Raw genomic sequence first — 18083 nt, 5'->3', positions numbered from 1 at the left:
TTTGAAAGCTGACCGTGCTGGAGGCTACCGGACCAGCCTTTTTCGGCCAAGGCCCAGGGTGTCGGCAAAACTCTCGAGGCATGCGGCCATCGATTCATGCCCGACACGTGTCTTTTGTTTTTGAAAAATTGGCAACCTTAGATTTTTACATCACTAATCTCAATTGTCACAAATAAACAAGCTTTTATTTAAAATGTTGCAAATTTAAGCATTACTTCAAGGCGAAATCTGGACTTTTCCGGGGTGCCGAGGTGCGAATCAGACCTTCACCACCCTTGCACAGATGCCGACAGGTCCATGGTCCAGCAAGGCCAGCGTGGCCTGCATGATTTCAGGCACAAAGGCCATCTGCACATGCGCCGCGCCGCGAACCAGCCGGTTGCACGCACCCGGCAGCGTGGCGCTGGAGGCCGGAAACACGATGTTGTCGCAGTTCGAATACCAGCAGGTGAACAGCGCATGGCGGCCAGCGGGCATTTCATGGTCCAGCACGGTGTGCCACTCCGAAAGAAGACGCATCTGACGGCCATTGAGGCCATGGCCGAAACGCGCCAGCCAGGTGCCCCGGTGCGGCGTGCCGATTGTCACCACGTGATGCACGCTCGCCTCGGCCTTCATCCGCTTGAGCCAGGCGCGTGCCGCCAGGCCGCCCATGCTGTGGCAGACCAGCAGCGGCGCCAAGCCGGTGGCGTCGGTGATGCGCCGGACTGCCTCGTCGATCTGCGGCGCATAGTCATCGATCGAGCCGAACAGCGGCTCCAGATTGACGGCGATGAAGGCGTGGCCGCTGCCCTGCAGGCGCTCAAGCCACGGTGTCCAGATGCCCCGGTTGCAGAAAAAACCATGCACGAAGACCACGCCCCGGCGCCCTTGCACCCGCGCGCGCGGGCCAAGCTGGTCAGCGACGGCATTGGGCCGGAAGGGCTGGCGCCAGCAGAAAACCCGGGGCGCCGTGACGGTTTCGCCGCGCCAGGCAGCGAACAGTTCGCGCCAGCTCGGCTGGGGCACCGGATCGCTTTTGTTCAGCTGCCTTGCCAGTATTAATTCAATAGCAAGAAAACCAGAATAGGCAAGCGCAATCGCCATAAAACCCGTAAAAGCCAGGAGGGGCGCGCTGCGGCCGAAATACAGCAGCCAGCCCGCAGCCGCAGCGACGATGGACAGGGTGATGAGCCGTTGCAGCGATGCAAGCATAAGGTCAGGCGGCGCGCGGCGGCCGTTCAGGCCAGCGCCACATCGCGGCCCGTCAGCGTTTTCGCCAGGCCCTGCGCCAGCCGATTGACCGCGCCATACACCGACAGCTGCGGGTTGGCGCCAATGCTGGTCGGGAAAATCGAGCCGTCGTGAATCGAGAGATTGCCAAGCTGCCAGTGCATGCCGTCCGGCCGGGTCACGCCCTGGCGCGCGCTGGCGGCCAGGCCGCAGCCGCCCATCACATGCGCGCTGACGATCTTCACCAGGCGCGGCTTCATCGGCAGCGCCAGCACCGCCTCGCGCGCCTGCGCCCAGGAGGTATAGGGCACAGCCATTTCGTGCAGCGGCAGCACCTGCCGGGCGCCGGCGGCGAACTGGATTTCCATCATCGACAGCAGCGCCCGGCGCGCGCCCTGCATGACGTAGTCGCCCAGCGGGTAATCGAGCACCGCAGAGCCGTCGCCACGCAGCTTGACCTGGCCGCCCGGCGCTTCGTCATGGAAACCGTCGCGCAGCAGCGCCAGCAGGGTGTGGTTGTGCGGAAACGACTTGAGCAGGTCATGCTGTCCCTGGCCAAAACCCGGCACGGTGGAGGCAAAGATCAGCGGATGCAGCGGCGGCGCCTCCAGCTTGTAGCCCATGGCGCCGTCGACCGGCTGGGTCTGCAGGAAGTGGTCGGTGTAGATCGACTGCGGCGCGCCGCTCCAGGCCTCGACCTTCTGGTCAAAGATGCTGGACGACATCACCACCGGATGCAAAAAGGTCCGGCTTCCCAGCCGGCCGTGCGGATCGGGCGCGCCAGAGCGCAGCAATACCGCTGGCGAATTGATGGCGCCGCCGGCCAGCACATAATGCTTCGCTATTATTTTAATAGCTACTTGTGCAGACTGGTCGTGCGTAAATGCCCCATTTGGCTTGACAGTTCGGCAGATCAGCGCGCTGACCCGGCCGTTGGCCAGTTCAAAGCGCTCGGCGCGGGTTTCGGTCAGCAGTTGCGCGCCCAGGTCGAGTGCGGCCGGGATGGTGGTGACCAGCATCGACTGCTTGGCATTGGTCGGGCAGCCCAGCCCGCACGAGCCCAGATTCCAGCAGCCCTTGACATTGCGCGAAATGGTTTCGGCGTGAATGCCGAGCTTGCGCGCACCACGGCCCAGCAAGGCATTGTTTTCATTCGGCGCCACCTGCCACGGCGCGATGTTCAGCCGCTGCTCGGCCTGCGCAAAATACGGCGCCAGGGCGGCTTCGGTGTAGCCGGACAGGCCGAAGCGGTCCTGCCAGAATTTCAGCGTGGATGCCGGCGTTCGAAAGGAACTCGTCCAGTTCACCGTCGTCGAGCCGCCGACGCAGCGGCCCTGCAAAATGTTGATCGCCTTGTCCTCGGTCTTGCGCGCCGCGCTTTCCTGGTAGAGCGCCGGGTAGGCTTCGGATTCGAGCTGGTTGAAGTCGCTGCTGCTCTTGAGCGGACCTTCCTCGACCATCACCACCTGAAGCCCGGCTTTGGTCAGCAGTTCGGCGGTGATGCCGGCGCCAGCGCCGCTGCCAATGATGGCGACATCGCAGACGATTTTTTCCGGTATGGCCCCAAGTGCGCCGCCAAGGACTTTCCAGCCGCGCTTCAGTCCTTCCTGGATTGGGTCATTCAATGAGCTCATGGGTGAGTCGCCATTCAGCAGTGATTTGTCAGATTTTCATCGGGCCGGGGTAGCCCAGCAGAGGCCAGGTCGCAGCATCGGCAAAATACGCCCCGGTGGCAATGTCGTGCAAGGCCGCATACGCCTGCTGGCGCAGGGCCAGGGCGGACAAGCGCATGTTCTGGAGCGCCTGCTGCAGGTCGGCGATGGAAGCCTGCTCCCAGGGCGGGCCGGGGCCCGCCAGCGCATGCCGACCCGGCACGCTGGCCAGCACCGACAGCAGTTGCGACAGCTCGGCCTGCGCGTGCGACGGCAGCGCCTGCACCAGCGTATCGATCCGCGCCAAGAGTCCCGCAAGCGCCTTGTGGCGTTCGCCCGCCTCCGCTGGCAGGCTCTTGTCCAGCACGGCCCGGCCGACGGCGACAAACACGCTTTGGCCTGCCGGCGAAAGGCGGCCGTCTTGATGCAGGCCGGGCTGCAACAGCCAGCCCGCAGCGCCGCCAGCCAACGCAAGCGCAGCAGCCGAGGCCAGACCCAGCTTGAACAGTGTTCGTCTTTGCATGGCGGGGAGTTTCGCATGGCCCTGCCGGCGCCAATAGAGCACGGTCTCTAGAGGGGCTAGCTACACTGGCAGCCACTATGGCGACTCCGGCACAAACAATCCAGGACGCATTGCAGCGCGTGGCGCAGTTTCGGCAGCAGCATGCCAGCGATCCTGCGCTGGCCAGGGCGATTGCCGAGGTCAAGCGTTTTCAGGCGCGCCGTTTTCAGGCCACCTACGCCGACCTGCTGCACAACCCACGCTATGCCAGAGCAACACGGTTTTTTTTGCAGGAGCTGTACAGCGACAGGGACTATGCCAGCCGTGACCAGCAGTTTGCCCGCATTGCCAGCACCATCTCCAAATTGTTCCCGCAGCCTGTCGTTGCCACGGCAGCGGCACTTGCCGAGGTTCACGCGCTGACGGAAACGCTGGACGACCGGATGGCCCACGCCTGGCGCGCAGACAGCCTGTCAGCGCCGCAAGATGGCGAACCGGCCCGCTATGTACGTTGCTGGCGCCAGTCGGGGGACCGGGCTGCGCGCGAGCATCAGCTTGACGTGGTGCTGCAGCTGGGGCAGGAACTTGACCGCTTGACCCAGGCACGCGGGCTGCGCACCCTGCTGAAGGTGATGCGCCGCCCGGCAGCCGCCGCAGGCCTGGGCGCGCTTCAGCAGTTTCTGGAAACCGGCTTTGACGCCTTTGCGCAGATGGGCGGCGCTAAGGAGTTCCTGACACTGGTCCGGCAGCGCGAATCCGAATGGATCCGCGCCTTGTTTGACGACGGCGATGTCGCCTGCGCGACTAAATTGAGCCATTTGCTGGCAGCCGGCGGGGCGCATTAGGACGAGCCCGCTGAAGCTTTGACAGACAGGCTTTCAGAATGGTTTGAAAGTACGATGTCAGCGCTTATTCAAGCAGCACCTGACTTACATTTGAACGGCCCAAACACACTGAATTTGATGATGCACTTCCAAAAACCCATGTCGAAAAAATCCCCAGGAGGGCATTGTGTGCAATCGCCTGAATCAAATAAAGCGATTGTCTGGTGATGGCGGCGCACATTCTGCCGGAAGGCATGCATGTTTTTGAAAGAGGATGGCTTTCAAGCAACAACATCCTGTTTACCGGCGGCGACAAAACCCTGCTGATTGACAGCGGCTACTGCACGCACGCGGAACAAACGCTGTCTCTGGTTGACGGCTCGCTGGGCAGCCGCCCGCTGGATGTGCTTGTCAATACCCACCTGCACAGCGATCATTGCGGAGGCAATGCCGCCTTGCAGGTACGCTACCCAGTGCTCCAGACATGGATACCGCCGGGGCATGCCCCGCAGGTCGCGCAGTGGGATGACGTCGCGCTCACGTATGTGCCGACCGGCCAATTGTGTCCAAGATTCAGTTTTGACCAGACGCTTCAGCCTGGGACCGATATCCGGTTCGGTGCTGCTGACTGGCAGATCCATGCCGCTTCCGGGCATGACCCGCATTCGCTTATCTTTTTTGAACCCGTCAGCAGGGTTCTGATTTCAGCGGATGCTCTATGGGAAAACGGCTTCGGTGTGGTGTTTCCAGAGCTTGAAGGAGCGAACGCCTTTTCTGAGGTTGCCGCTACTCTGGCCCTTATTGGCCGGATTAATCCGAAAACCGTCATCCCGGGGCATGGAAGGATTTTCAGTTACACACCAGGAATACTGGGCAAAGCGTACCAGCGCCTGGAGGCGTTCACCGCCAGTCCAGTACGGCATGCACGGCATGCGGTAAAGGTATTGCTCAAGTTCAAACTGCTTGAGGTTCAACGCCAGTCAACCACTGAATTTACACAATGGGCCATGGCGACCTCCTATTTTCAACAGATCCAGGTGCGTTTCTTCGCAGATATCCCGATGCGTCCGTGGATGGAACAGTTGTGCAATGAACTGGTCGCCGCTGGCGTTGCGGGACAGGAAGGTGAATACTTGTTCAATTTATGAGAAGCAAACAACGCTGCTTGCAATGAATAAACCCGCGAGCCAAAAGAAAAAGCCCAGTCGATCGCTAGATCAACCGGGCTGGTTCAGGGGGTAAGAGCCTGACGATGACCTACTTTCACACGGGAATCCGCACTATCATCGGCGCTGAGTCGTTTCACTGTCCTGTTCGGGATGGGAAGGAGTGGTACCAACTTGCTATGGTCATCAGGCATAACTGTTTTGACGAGCGGCTCCCCACGCGGGAAGCCGTCCATCGAATTCATAGAGCAAATCAGCTGTAATTTAGAGTCTTGCGCGTCTTTTTTAGGGATGCGTCTTTTGAATGCGTCAGTCTTGGCATAACACCTTTGAATTAATCAAAGTTATAGGGTCAAGCCTCTCGAGCAATTAGTACTGGTTAGCTTAACGCATTACTGCGCTTCCACACCCAGCCTATCAACGTCCTGGTCTTGAACGACTCTTCAGGGGGCTCAAGGCCCCGGCAGATCTAATCTTGAAACGAGTTTCCCGCTTAGATGCTTTCAGCGGTTATCTCTTCCGAACTTAGCTACCCGGCAATGCCACTGGCGTGACAACCGGTACACCAGAGGTTCGTCCACTCCGGTCCTCTCGTACTAGGAGCAGGCTTCCTCAAATCTGCAGCGCCCACGGAAGATAGGGACCAAACTGTCTCACGACGTTTTAAACCCAGCTCACGTACCTCTTTAAATGGCGAACAGCCATACCCTTGGGACCGGCTACAGCCCCAGGATGAGATGAGCCGACATCGAGGTGCCAAACACCGCCGTCGATATGAACTCTTGGGCGGTATCAGCCTGTTATCCCCAGAGTACCTTTTATCCGTTGAGCGATGGCCCTTCCATACAGAACCACCGGATCACTATGTCCTGCTTTCGCATCTGCTCGACTTGTCAGTCTCGCAGTTAAGCACGCTTATGCCATTGCACTATCGTCACGATGTCCGACCGTAACTAGCGTACCTTCGAACTCCTCCGTTACACTTTGGGAGGAGACCGCCCCAGTCAAACTGCCTACCATGCACTGTCCCCGATCCAGATAATGGACCTAGGTTAGAACCTCAAACACACCAGGGTGGTATTTCAACGTTGGCTCCACCGGAACTAGCGTCCCGGCTTCAAAGCCTCCCACCTATCCTACACAGGTCTGTTCAAAATCCAATACAAAGCTACAGTAAAGGTTCATGGGGTCTTTCCGTCTTTCCGCGGGGAGATTGCATCATCACAAACATTTCAACTTCGCTGAGTCTCAGGAGGAGACAGTGTGGCCATCGTTACGCCATTCGTGCAGGTCGGAACTTACCCGACAAGGAATTTCGCTACCTTAGGACCGTTATAGTTACGGCCGCCGTTTACTGGGACTTCAATCAAGAGCTTGCACCCCATCATTTAATCTTCCAGCACCGGGCAGGCGTCACACCCTATACGTCGACTTTCGTCTTAGCAGAGTGCTGTGTTTTTAATAAACAGTCGCAGCCACCGATTTTTTGCAACCTCGTTTAGCTCCGGGAGTAAATCCCATCACTGACTAGAGGCACACCTTCTTCCGAAGTTACGGTGTCAATTTGCCGAGTTCCTTCTCCTGAGTTCTCTCAAGCGCCTTAGAATACTCATCTCGCGCACCAGTGTCGGTTTGCGGTACGGTCGTGTGTAGCTGAAGCTTAGTGGCTTTTCCTGGAAGCAGGGTATCACTCACTTCGGCTGCAAGCAGCCTCGTTATCACCCCTCATCTAAGCCCGGCGGATTTACCTACCAGGCACGACTACAGGCTTGAACCAACATATCCAACAGTTGGCTGAGCTAACCTTCTCCGTCCCCACATCGCACTACACATCGGTACAGGAATATTGACCTGTTTCCCATCAGCTACGCATCTCTGCCTCGCCTTAGGGGCCGACTCACTCTACGCCGATGAACGTTGCGTAGAAAACCTTGCGCTTACGGCGAGGGGGCTTTTCACCCCCTTTAACGCTACTCATGTCAGCATTCGCACTTCTGATACCTCCAGCAGGGTTTACACCGCCACCTTCACAGGCTTACAGAACGCTCTCCTACCACGCACAGTAAACTGTGCATCCGCAGCTTCGGTAACTGGCTTAGCCCCGTTACATCTTCCGCGCAGGACGACTCGATCAGTGAGCTATTACGCTTTCTTTAAATGATGGCTGCTTCTAAGCCAACATCCTGACTGTTATAGCCTTCCCACTTCGTTTCCCACTTAGCCAATTTTAGGGACCTTAGCTGGCGGTCTGGGTTGTTTCCCTCTTGAGTCCGGACGTTAGCACCCGGTGCTCTGTCTCCCAAGCTGTACTCATCGGTATTCGGAGTTTGCCTTGGTTTGGTAAGTCGCCATGACCCCCTAGCCAAAACAGTGCTCTACCCCCGATGGTAATACTTGAGGCACTACCTAAATAGTTTTCGGAGAGAACCAGCTATTTCCAAGTTTGTTTAGCCTTTCACCCCTATCCACAGCTCATCCCCTAGTTTTGCAACACTAGTGGGTTCGGACCTCCAGTGCATGTTACTGCACCTTCATCCTGGCCATGGATAGCTCACTTGGTTTCGGGTCTACACCCAGCGACTGTTCGCCCTATTCGGACTCGATTTCTCTACGGCTTCCCTATTCGGTTAACCTTGCCACTGAATGTAAGTCGCTGACCCATTATACAAAAGGTACGCAGTCACCCGTTTCCAGGCTCCTACTTTTTGTAAGCACACGGTTTCAGGATCTATTTCACTCCCCTCCCGGGGTTCTTTTCGCCTTTCCCTCACGGTACTAGTTCACTATCGGTCAATGATGAGTATTTAGCCTTGGAGGATGGTCCCCCCATATTCAGACAGGATTTCTCGTGTCCCGCCCTACTTTTCGCACGCTCAGTACCACAGGTCTCTTTTTGCATACGGGGCTATCACCCGCTATGGCCAGCCTTTCCATGCTGCTTTGCTAAGAGTCCTGCTATCACGTGCAGGCTTTTCCGATTTCGCTCGCCACTACTTTCGGAATCTCGGTTGATGTCTTTTCCTCGAGCTACTGAGATGTTTCAGTTCACCCGGTTCGCCTCGCACACCTATGTATTCAGTGTGCGATACCTTTCGGTGGGTTTCCCCATTCAGAAATCTCCGGATCAAAGCTAATTTGCCAGCTCCCCGAAGCTTATCGCAGGCTATCACGTCTTTCGTCGCCTATCATTGCCAAGGCATCCACCATGTGCTCTTATTCACTTGACCCTATAACTTTGATTTCTCAAAATCATTTTCAAGGAATGATTGTCAGGTCTTTCACCTGACGCGTTATGCCGTATCTTTCAATTCGATTTAATTTGCATTAATGTCGAAATCAAAAGTTCATTTTGACGCAATCAAAATTTCTCTAAATTGTGCTGCTGGCGGCACGGTCTGCACTAAACCTTTACGAATGTGCAGTTTCCACCAGCAGCGCTGATTTAACTCTATGAATTTTTAAAGAACAGCCAATAATCAATCGAAATGAACAAACAAATCAACCAACACAAAGCACTCTCCAAGAGAATGCTTTGCATTAATGAATTTCGCATCCAACGCTTTCGCGATGGACCTTGATAAGTGGTGGAGGATGACGGGATCGAACCGACGACCCCCTGCTTGCAAAGCAGGTGCTCTCCCAGCTGAGCTAATCCCCCAGGATCGGAACCCTTTTAAAATTCCCTGAAATTCCTCAAACCTGATTTGGTGGGTCTGGTTGGACTCGAACCAACGACCCCTGCGTTATCAACACAGTGCTCTAACCAGCTGAGCTACAGACCCTCGCAATTCAATAAAGAACCTCTGGAAGGCAGCACCAATTAGATTAATATATTTAATTGAAAGCCAACGCTGTTGTTTTACACAACAGCCGATAAGAATGGGCGTAAGAAGCGCAAAAAGCTTCATTTCCAGAAAGGAGGTGATCCAGCCGCACCTTCCGATACGGCTACCTTGTTACGACTTCACCCCAGTCACGAACCCTGCCGTGGTAATCGCCCTCCTTTGCAGGTTAGGCTAACTACTTCTGGCAGAACCCGCTCCCATGGTGTGACGGGCGGTGTGTACAAGACCCGGGAACGTATTCACCGTGACATTCTGATCCACGATTACTAGCGATTCCGACTTCACGCAGTCGAGTTGCAGACTGCGATCCGGACTACGAATGGCTTTATGGGATTGGCTCCCCCTCGCGGGTTGGCGACCCTTTGTACCATCCATTGTATGACGTGTGTAGCCCTACCTATAAGGGCCATGAGGACTTGACGTCATCCCCACCTTCCTCCGGTTTGTCACCGGCAGTCTCATTAGAGTGCCCAACTAAATGTAGCAACTAATGACAAGGGTTGCGCTCGTTGCGGGACTTAACCCAACATCTCACGACACGAGCTGACGACAGCCATGCAGCACCTGTGTTACGGTTCTCTTTCGAGCACCAAGCCATCTCTGGCGAGTTCCGTACATGTCAAAGGTAGGTAAGGTTTTTCGCGTTGCATCGAATTAAACCACATCATCCACCGCTTGTGCGGGTCCCCGTCAATTCCTTTGAGTTTCAACCTTGCGGCCGTACTCCCCAGGCGGTCAACTTCACGCGTTAGCTTCGTTACTGAGTACTAATGCACCCAACAACCAGTTGACATCGTTTAGGGCGTGGACTACCAGGGTATCTAATCCTGTTTGCTCCCCACGCTTTCGTGCATGAGCGTCAGTACAGGTCCAGGGGATTGCCTTCGCCATCGGTGTTCCTCCGCATATCTACGCATTTCACTGCTACACGCGGAATTCCATCCCCCTCTACCGTACTCTAGCGATGCAGTCACAGATGCAATTCCCAGGTTGAGCCCGGGGATTTCACAACTGTCTTACATCACCGCCTGCGCACGCTTTACGCCCAGTAATTCCGATTAACGCTCGCACCCTACGTATTACCGCGGCTGCTGGCACGTAGTTAGCCGGTGCTTATTCTTACGGTACCGTCATGGGCCCGCCGTATTAGGGCAGACCTTTTCGTTCCGTACAAAAGCAGTTTACAACCCGAAGGCCTTCTTCCTGCACGCGGCATTGCTGGATCAGGCTTTCGCCCATTGTCCAAAATTCCCCACTGCTGCCTCCCGTAGGAGTCTGGGCCGTGTCTCAGTCCCAGTGTGGCTGGTCGTTCTCTCAAACCAGCTACAGATCGTCGGCTTGGTGAGCTTTTACCTCACCAACAACCTAATCTGATATCAGCCGCTCCAATCGCGCGAGGCCTCTTGCGAAGTCCCCCGCTTTCATCCTTAGATCGTATGCGGTATTAGCGTAAATTTCTCTACGTTATCCCCCACGACTGGGCACGTTCCGATATATTACTCACCCGTTCGCCACTCGCCACCAGGATTGCTCCCGTGCTGCCGTTCGACTTGCATGTGTAAGGCATGCCGCCAGCGTTCAATCTGAGCCAGGATCAAACTCTATAGTTTAATCTCTGCAATAATTTTCAACTCCGCGCTCCAGGCCAAAGCCCAGCACGCGAAGAAAACTCATAAAAACGGAATTGAAGAGAACTCATAAATGAGTCCACTTTTTCTATCTCCATGAGCGTTTAAGGTCCAGAAGACCTGGTCACAAGTGACCTGGCTCTTCGCCCTTCAAACGCCCATACTTATCGGCTGTAAATTTTTAATGATCCTGGCTTGTCATCCCGCAGCGTTTGCCACCAGACTTTCAAACCGTTTGCTGTAATCAGCAGAGCCTCAAATTATATACCGCTTTTAAAGCAGTGGTCAAATTTGTTTTGACTTTTGTTTCTGCTTTGTGACCCATCGACTATTTTTCAGAACAGCCGCCTTTTCTTCAGCAGAGCCGCAAATCATAGCACCGTTGCACGGCTTGTGCGAGAACGCTTCTACAAAAAGTTTCAAACTTTCTCACGGGATTTTTTTGAACGAATACCTGCCAGCCAGCGTACCTGCAAAAACGAAGGTCAAGTGCAAACACATGCGTCCTTCATCGACCGGTTCCGCGAAATCCCATAGTTACCCCTCTGGCGGGATAATCACTCCCTATATGGCACTCATTACTCTTCTAGACGCCCAACTCGCTTTTGGGCATGTCGCTCTGCTGGATCATGCAGATTTCTCTCTCGAAACCAACCAGCGCATTGGCCTGATTGGCCGCAATGGCACGGGCAAGTCATCGTTGCTCAAGATACTTGCAGGACTGGAAAAGCCCGATGACGGTACCTTGCAATTGCAGCAGAACCTGCGCATTGCCTATGTTCCGCAGGAGCCCAGTCTGGACCCGCATGCCACTGTATTCATCGCTGCCAGCGCAGGACTGGCCCGCACCCGGCATGTGGTTGAGCTGTATTTAGCGGCTGACGAACATACGGACCTGGACGCGCTGCAGTCCGAAATCGAGGCGCTCGATGGCTGGACGTGGGAGCAGCGCGTGGAGGAAACCCTGCACCGCCTGCACCTGGACAAGGACGCCATCGTCGGCTCGCTCTCGGGCGGCACAAAGAAGCGTGTGGCGCTGGCGCAGGCACTGGTTGCCAAGCCTGACGTGCTGCTGCTCGACGAACCCACCAACCATCTGGATCTAGACTCGATTGCCTGGTTGGAAGAACTGCTGGTCAATTTCAACGGCAGCATCATCACCATCACCCATGACCGGGCCTTTCTGGACCAGGTGGCGAACGTCATCGTTGAACTCGATCGCGGCAAGCTGCGCAGTTACCCCGGCAATTTTGCCCAGTACCTGATCCAGAAGGAAGACCAGATGGCGCAGGAAGCCGTCATCTTCGCCAAGGCCGACAAGCTTTTGGCGCAAGAAGAAATCTGGATTCGCAAGGGCGTCGAGGCGCGCCGCACGCGCAGCACCGCCCGCATCGGACGGCTCGAAGTGCTGCGTGAAGGCCGCTCGGCCCGGCGCGATGCGCTAGGACGCGTCAATCTGGACGTTTCCAGCGGTGACAAGAGCGGCAAGATCGTGGCGGAACTCACGAACGTGTCCAAGAGTTTTGGCCATCCGGGGGCCGAAAAGACCATCGTCAGCCATTTCAGCGCCACCTTGCTGCGCGGCGACAAAGTAGGCCTGCTGGGGCCCAACGGCGCTGGCAAAAGCACCTTGCTCAAGCTCATCCTGGGGGAACTGCAGCCCGATGTGACCACCCCGCCCGGCAAGATTCGCCAGGGCGCGAACCTGCAGGTCGCCTATTTTGACCAGATGCGCGATGCGCTGGACTTGGACGCGACGCTGGAAGACTTCATCAGCCCCGGCAGCGAATGGGTCGAAATCAACGGCCAGAAAAAACACGTCAAGAGTTATTTGACCGACTTCTTGTTCAGCCCCGAGCGCGCCCGCTCCCCCGTTCGCAGTTTGAGCGGCGGCGAACGCAACCGCCTGCTGCTGGCGCGCCTGTTTGCCCGGCCGGCCAACGTGCTGGTGCTCGACGAACCGACCAACGACCTGGACATCGACACCCTGGAACTGCTTGAAGACCTGCTGCAGAACTACGAAGGCACGGTATTCCTGGTCAGCCATGACCGCCGCTTCCTGGACAACGTCGTGACCAGCACCATCGCCTACGAAGGCACACCCGAGAACCCCGGCTTCTGGCGCGAATACGAAGGCGGCGTGACCGACTGGATCACCCAGTCGAAACGCGCGGCGCAAATCACCGGCAGCAATAAAACGGCGGTTGCTGCCTCCAGCACCAAGAATAAGGACAAAAACAGTGCCGAGCCCAACAAGGACGAGCGCGAGCAGCTATCAAAAAAGAAATTGAGCTACAAGGAGCAGCGTGAGCTCGACGGCTTGCCAGCGCTGATCCAGCAACTCGAATCGCAGCAAAAGGCGATCGAGCAGGAACTCTATGACGGCACGCTCTACACCAGCAATGCCAAGCGGGCGGCCGAACTCACGGCGCGCAACAGCAAGATCGAGGAAGAACTCATGGACGCCCTGCAACGCTGGGAAGCGCTGTCGTCCTGAGAACTTTTCAGCCATGGCCGCCTGCCATTGCGCCGCGCAGGTGGCCGCGCTGGCCGGTCCCGATCTCAGGCCAGCCACCTACAAAAAGTAGAGGCTAAAACTCGCCTTCCTGAGCGTTTGAACAGCGCGGCCTTGCGCTAGAGTAGCCAGCATCATGCAAACTACTGTCGCGCTTTGCCCCAGCACTTTTTCCGTCTTGCAGGCAAGCCGGCTTGGCGGCATCCATCAATGGCTGGCTATGGTATTTTTCAGCGTCTGGTTGACCGGATGCACCTCGCTGCCAAGCAAGGTGGACCGGCCGGTGTCAACGGCGCTGGCCAACCCGATGGAAACCCGGCTGGGCCAGCTGGTGCAGGCACGCGCCGCCCAGGCGGGCACGCGCAACGACTCCGGCTTCGCGCTGGTCGGCAATGCCGAACTGGCCTTCACCAGCCGCATGACGCTGATCAAGGCGGCGCAAAAAACGCTCGACATCCAGTATTACGCGATCTTTGCCGACGACACCACCGAGCGCATGTTCGTGGCCCTGCGCGAAGCGGCCGGGCGCGGCGTTCGCATCCGCATTCTGCTCGACGACTTCAACACCTCGGGCAAGAATGCGCAGGTGCTGAAGCTGGCGTTTGAAAAGAATATTGAACTGCGGCTGTTCAATCCCCTGCCCGGCGGGCGTGGCTCCATGGTGCTGCGCATCGTGAGCAACCTCAAGGACGTGGCGCGCATGCAGCGGCGCATGCACAACAAGATCTTTGTCGCCGACAACGCGGTCGCCATCACCGGCGGGCGCAACCTGGGCGAAACCTATTTCGGCCAGAGCGAAGGCACCAATTTCATTGACATCGATGTGCTGGCGGCGGGCCGCATCGCGCGCGACCTGTCGCGCAGCTTTGACCAGTACTGGAACAACCCGCTGGCCTATCCGGTGCAGTCGCTCATGACCAAGAAGGAAATCGAGGCGCTCAAGCCCAAGCCAGCGCCAGCCAGCGCCCCGCAGCCGGCGGCTGACGCAGCAGCCATGGAAACGCCGGCCAAAACTTTGGCCTTAGCCGCCGATGCCCCCAACGCCCTGCCCGATTCGACCGACCTGCGTCTGTTGACCTGGGCCTGGGCCCCATCGGCGTTGCTGGTTGACCAGCCCTCGAAGATTGCCGCCGACGCCGACGACGTGGAAGAAGCGCAGGAAACAGCGGTTGATGGCCTGTTGCAACTCATGTCGCAGGCCAAAACCGACCTGCTGATCGTTTCGCCCTATTTTGTGCCGGGTGAACGCATGATGAGCCAGTTTGCCGAGATAAGGCGGCGCGGTGTACGGGTACGGGTATTGACCAATTCCCTGGCCTCCAACGATGCGCCCGCCGCGCATGTGGGTTATGCCCGCTACCGCGAAGCGCTGCTGGCAATGGGTATTGAAATCTATGAAATGCGCGCCGAACAGGAAGGTACGGTCTTGAGCTTCGGTTCGGGCACGGGCTCGACAGGGGGCTCGAAAAACAGCTCACGCGCGAGTCTGCACGCCAAAGTGGTAGTCATGGATGGCAGTCTGCTGGTTGTTGGCTCAATGAACCTTGACTTGCGCTCGAAGCTGCAAAATAGCGAAGTCGCCATTATCATCCGCAACCGCGCGCTGTCGCTGGAGGCGACCCGCATGATAGAGCCGGCACTGACGAGCGGCGCCTACCATGTGGAACTGGTTGATGGCCAACTTGTTTGGCGCGCGCCGCAAGGCTCGAATCTCAAGGATTCGACGACCGAGCCCGATGCCAGCCTGCCCCTGAAGCTGCTGCTCAAGCTGATCGGCCCATTGGCACCGGACGAGATGCTGTAACGCGCAGACTTATTCCATTATTCCGGCTCGATTCCTGCGGCCTTGATGATGCGGCCCCACTTGAGCGACTCTGCCGCCTGGAAGTTGCCCAGTTCGGTCGGCGTGCTGGTGAAAATTTCTGTGCCGGTGGACTGGTAAAAGCCCGCAGCACCGCTGCTGCGCGCAGCCGTCACCAGCATCTCGTTCAGCTTGCCCACCACATCGGCCGGGGTGCCGGCTGGCACATAGGCGGCAAACCAGTAGGTCATCTTGTAGCCCTTGACGCCGGCTTCTTCCAGTGTCGGCACATCAGGCGCAAGCGGCGAGCGCTGCTTGGTGGAAACGCCCAGCGCCTTGAGCTTGCCGGCCTTGACCTGGGGCAAGCCAGTGGCCATGTCGGTGATCATCATGTCGATCTGTCCGCTCAGCAAGTCCGTCACTGCAGGCGGGTTGCTCTTGTAGGGAATGTTCAGGATGTACGTGCCGGTGAGCTGCTTGAACATTTCGCCCGCAACCCTGCTCGACGAACTGCCACTGCCGAATGACAGCTGGCCGGGCTTGGACTTGGCCAGCGCGATGAACTCCTTCACGTCCTTGACCGGCAGCTTGGGGTTGACGACCATGATCTGGCCGCCGCGCCCCAAGGCAGTGACCGGGGCAAAGTCTTTGACCGGGTCTTAAGGCAGCTTCTTGAACAAATTTTCGCTGGCCGCTTGCGTGGTGTTGGTGGTGATGAACACCGTGTAGCCATCGGGCTTGGCCTTGGCCGCTGTCTTCGCGCCAATGAAACTGTTGGCGCCGGGCTTGTTGTCGACCACCACGCTGGCCTTGGTGCTGGTGGTTGCCGCCTGACCAATGGCGCGGGCCAACTGGTCGGTGGCACTACCGGCGGCAAAGGGCACCATAAAGGTGATGGGTTTGTCGGGAAAGGACTGCGCCAGGGCCAGCACCGGCAAAAGCCCGCCCAGAGCGCAAAGCGGAGTAACGCCAAGCATGACAGGACGAATGCGGTGTATTGAAATGGAAGTCATTATGTCTCCTTGTTTTAAATTGTCAAAAATTGGCATCACTCGCCTGGCAGCAGCGGCAACAGTGAAACAGGAATACGCACCGGAAAATCCAGTAGCCAGAACGACAGCGCCTTGCCATGCGTGTCTAGGTTCAGCGCATTGTTCACGCCGCCATCCAGCACCCCATCCAGCACAAAATTCATGGCCTGCAACTGGGGCAGCAAATAGCGTTGCACTGCGGCTGGCTGGCGATGTGCAAAATGTTCCGCCACGGCCTGCGGCGTCAGTTGATCGACCAGCACCGGGTACAGATCGGGATGCCATGCAATCACGCTGATGTTGGAGCGGTTGCCTTTGTCGCCGGTGCGTCCGTGCGCGGCGTGGTACAGCGGGACCGTTAAAAATTCGTTCATGTCAGTTCCTCCCCGTCCAGCATGGTGAAATGCGTCGGCACGGCTTCGCGCGGCACCAGGCAGGACAAGGTATTGAGGCGTGGCGTCAGCGCGGTGCGGACGCCGCCGCCGCCGGCCGGGCCGCAGGTGTACAGCGCCATGACTTCCCGCGCCAGGCGCTCTGCCTGCGCGCGTTCGCCGTGCGCGGCGGCCACCCGCAGGCGCACGTCTCGGGCATCGCCCGCCGGGGTGGCCTGCAGCAATCGACCCTCATCGTCGCCAAAGATGCTGACGGCGCCGATCAGGTCCACCCGCAGCGCCAGACCGGCCAATCGCTGGCGCAGCACATCGGCCGCCAGCCTGACGCGCGCCTCGGTACGCGGTCCGGCGTAGGAAATTTCGCCTTCGGCTAGCCAGCCGCCTTCATGGAACACATTGACTTTCAAAGAGGCCGGCCGGGCATGGCCGCGTACACCCTTCAGCGCGACGCGGTTCAGCCCGACTTCTTCCAGCCGGGCGTCGCTGATGTCGGCCACGACATCGGGCGTCAGGTAGGCGGCCGGGTCATGCACTTCATACAAGAGCTGCTCTTTCACAGTGGCCAGACTCACAAGACCGCCGGTGTTGTCTGCCTTGCCAATGACGCAATCGCCATCAGCATCGATTTCAGCGATCGGATATCCCACAGCGTGCAGCTCGGGCACCTCCTTGTAGCCGGGATCGGCAAAGTAGCCGCCGCACACCTGGGCGCCGCATTCCAGCAAATGGCCGGCCATGGTGGCGCGCCCGATGCGGTCCCAGTCGTCAGCCCGCCAGCCGAAATGCGACAGCGCCGGCCCGACCGTCAGAGACGGGTCGGCGACGCGGCCTGCCACCACGATCTGGGCGCCCGCATTGAGCGCGGCGGCAATCGCTTAGGCGCCGATATAGGCGTTGGCGCTGATGATCTGGAGGTGGTCCATCGCCGCACCCAGTTGCGCCTGCAACAGCGGGCGATGCGAAGCGCCCGACACATCGTCGCTCGACACCACGGCAATGCGCGGCAGCGGCAAGCCCAGCTCTTGAGCCATGCGCTGAATATGCCGCGCCGCCGCCTGCGGATTCGCAGCGCCAAAGTTGCTCACGATGCGAACGCCATGCTGCAGGCAACGCGCCAGCACCGGCCGCAGCAGGTCGTCAAGCAAAGGCTCGAATCCAGACTCCGGATCGGCGCGGCGGCGCAACTGCGCCAGCGCCAGGGTGCGCTCGGCCAGCGTCTCGAAAATCAAAAAGGCCCGCTGCCCCGGCTGGGCCGCGCAACGTGCAATCAGGCTCTCCACCACCGGCCCGGCGGCGTCAACGCGGTCCCCTGAAAAACCGGCGGCGCAGCCGATCAACAGGGGGATCGTGGAAACAGGTGTCACGCGCTCAGGCCTTTCTGTGAAGAACAACGTGGCCTGACTTTAGGCGGGCGCCTATTATTTGTAATATTGAAAATATGGATTAATTAGCGGTAGTTTGTTAAATCCGAAGGTAGAGGTTAATCCCGTGGCCGGCGTTCAGGGCGCCGAGCAA

At 58.0% G+C, this 18083-nt stretch carries 8 protein-coding genes, 2 tRNA genes, 3 rRNA genes and 2 pseudogenes; 4 read left to right on the top strand and 11 right to left on the bottom strand.

The window, feature by feature from the left end; genetic code table 11:
- Window positions 1–258: 258 nt before the first annotated feature.
- Genes EC86_RS0119050 through EC86_RS0119040 form a run of 3 tightly spaced genes read right to left on the bottom strand, consistent with a single transcriptional unit; the run spans window position 259 to window position 3387 of the window.
- Window positions 259–1194, bottom strand: coding sequence for an esterase/lipase family protein (locus EC86_RS0119050; RefSeq protein WP_051676069.1), 936 nt, complete (start codon window positions 1192–1194; stop codon window positions 259–261).
- Window positions 1195–1220: 26 nt separating this feature from the next.
- The gene (locus EC86_RS0119045) at window positions 1221–2846 is read right to left on the bottom strand and encodes a GMC family oxidoreductase (RefSeq protein ID WP_029527458.1); all 1626 of its coding nucleotides are present in this window, start codon (window positions 2844–2846) and stop codon (window positions 1221–1223) included.
- Between the two features lie 28 nt (window positions 2847–2874).
- On the bottom strand, window positions 2875–3387 hold the full coding sequence (locus EC86_RS0119040; protein ID WP_029527457.1) for a hypothetical protein: 513 nt from the start codon (window positions 3385–3387) through the stop codon (window positions 2875–2877).
- A gap of 77 nt (window positions 3388–3464) precedes the next feature.
- Here EC86_RS0119040 and EC86_RS0119035 point away from each other — a divergent pair, with 77 nt between their 5' ends.
- Together EC86_RS0119035 and EC86_RS0119030 are read left to right on the top strand one after the other, a co-directional pair.
- Complete coding sequence (locus EC86_RS0119035; RefSeq protein ID WP_029527456.1) at window positions 3465–4211, top strand: DUF8198 family protein; 747 nt, start codon at window positions 3465–3467, stop codon at window positions 4209–4211.
- Window positions 4212–4417: 206 nt separating this feature from the next.
- Window positions 4418–5338 (top strand): MBL fold metallo-hydrolase, encoded by a 921-nt coding sequence (locus EC86_RS0119030; protein ID WP_029527455.1) that lies wholly within the window; start codon window positions 4418–4420, stop codon window positions 5336–5338.
- Window positions 5339–5434: 96 nt separating this feature from the next.
- Here the strand turns inward: EC86_RS0119030 and rrf are convergent.
- From rrf to EC86_RS0119005, 5 genes are all read right to left on the bottom strand, one after another.
- Window positions 5435–5547, bottom strand: a 5S ribosomal RNA gene (rrf, locus tag EC86_RS0119025).
- A 157-nt stretch (window positions 5548–5704) separates the two neighbouring features.
- Window positions 5705–8583: ribosomal RNA gene (locus tag EC86_RS0119020) — 23S ribosomal RNA — on the bottom strand.
- A 355-nt stretch (window positions 8584–8938) separates the two neighbouring features.
- Window positions 8939–9014, bottom strand: a tRNA-Ala gene (locus EC86_RS0119015).
- A gap of 47 nt (window positions 9015–9061) precedes the next feature.
- A tRNA-Ile gene (locus tag EC86_RS0119010) sits at window positions 9062–9138 on the bottom strand.
- A gap of 132 nt (window positions 9139–9270) precedes the next feature.
- Window positions 9271–10811: ribosomal RNA gene (locus EC86_RS0119005) — 16S ribosomal RNA — on the bottom strand.
- Together the 16S, 23S and 5S rRNA genes with 2 tRNA genes alongside form the textbook arrangement of a ribosomal RNA operon.
- Before the next feature lie 586 nt (window positions 10812–11397).
- Between EC86_RS0119005 and EC86_RS0119000 the strand changes: the two genes are divergently transcribed.
- Both EC86_RS0119000 and EC86_RS0118995 read left to right on the top strand, forming a co-directional pair.
- On the top strand, window positions 11398–13326 hold the full coding sequence (locus EC86_RS0119000; protein ID WP_029527454.1) for an ATP-binding cassette domain-containing protein: 1929 nt from the start codon (window positions 11398–11400) through the stop codon (window positions 13324–13326).
- Window positions 13327–13564: 238 nt separating this feature from the next.
- On the top strand, window positions 13565–15148 hold the full coding sequence (locus tag EC86_RS0118995) for a phospholipase D family protein (protein WP_051676196.1): 1584 nt from the start codon (window positions 13565–13567) through the stop codon (window positions 15146–15148).
- A gap of 17 nt (window positions 15149–15165) precedes the next feature.
- Here EC86_RS0118995 and EC86_RS26325 read toward each other — a convergent pair.
- From EC86_RS26325 to EC86_RS26320, 3 genes and pseudogenes are all read right to left on the bottom strand, one after another.
- Window positions 15166–16122, bottom strand: a pseudogene (locus EC86_RS26325) (Bug family tripartite tricarboxylate transporter substrate binding protein).
- 71 nt (window positions 16123–16193) lie between these two features.
- Entirely contained in the window at window positions 16194–16550 is a 357-nt protein-coding gene (locus tag EC86_RS0118985) for an AtuA-related protein (protein WP_029527451.1), read from the bottom strand.
- Window positions 16547–17932, bottom strand: a pseudogene (locus EC86_RS26320) (acyclic terpene utilization AtuA family protein). Before EC86_RS26320 ends, EC86_RS0118985 begins: the two are co-directional and overlap by 4 nt.
- Between the last annotated feature and the right edge of the window lie 151 nt (window positions 17933–18083).

Origin of the sequence: Polaromonas glacialis (assembly GCF_000709345.1) — a bacterium.
Lineage (GTDB): Bacteria > Pseudomonadota > Gammaproteobacteria > Burkholderiales > Burkholderiaceae_C > Polaromonas > Polaromonas glacialis.
Note: the sequence above shows the minus strand (reverse complement) of the source record. Positions and strands in the feature narration are given on the sequence as shown.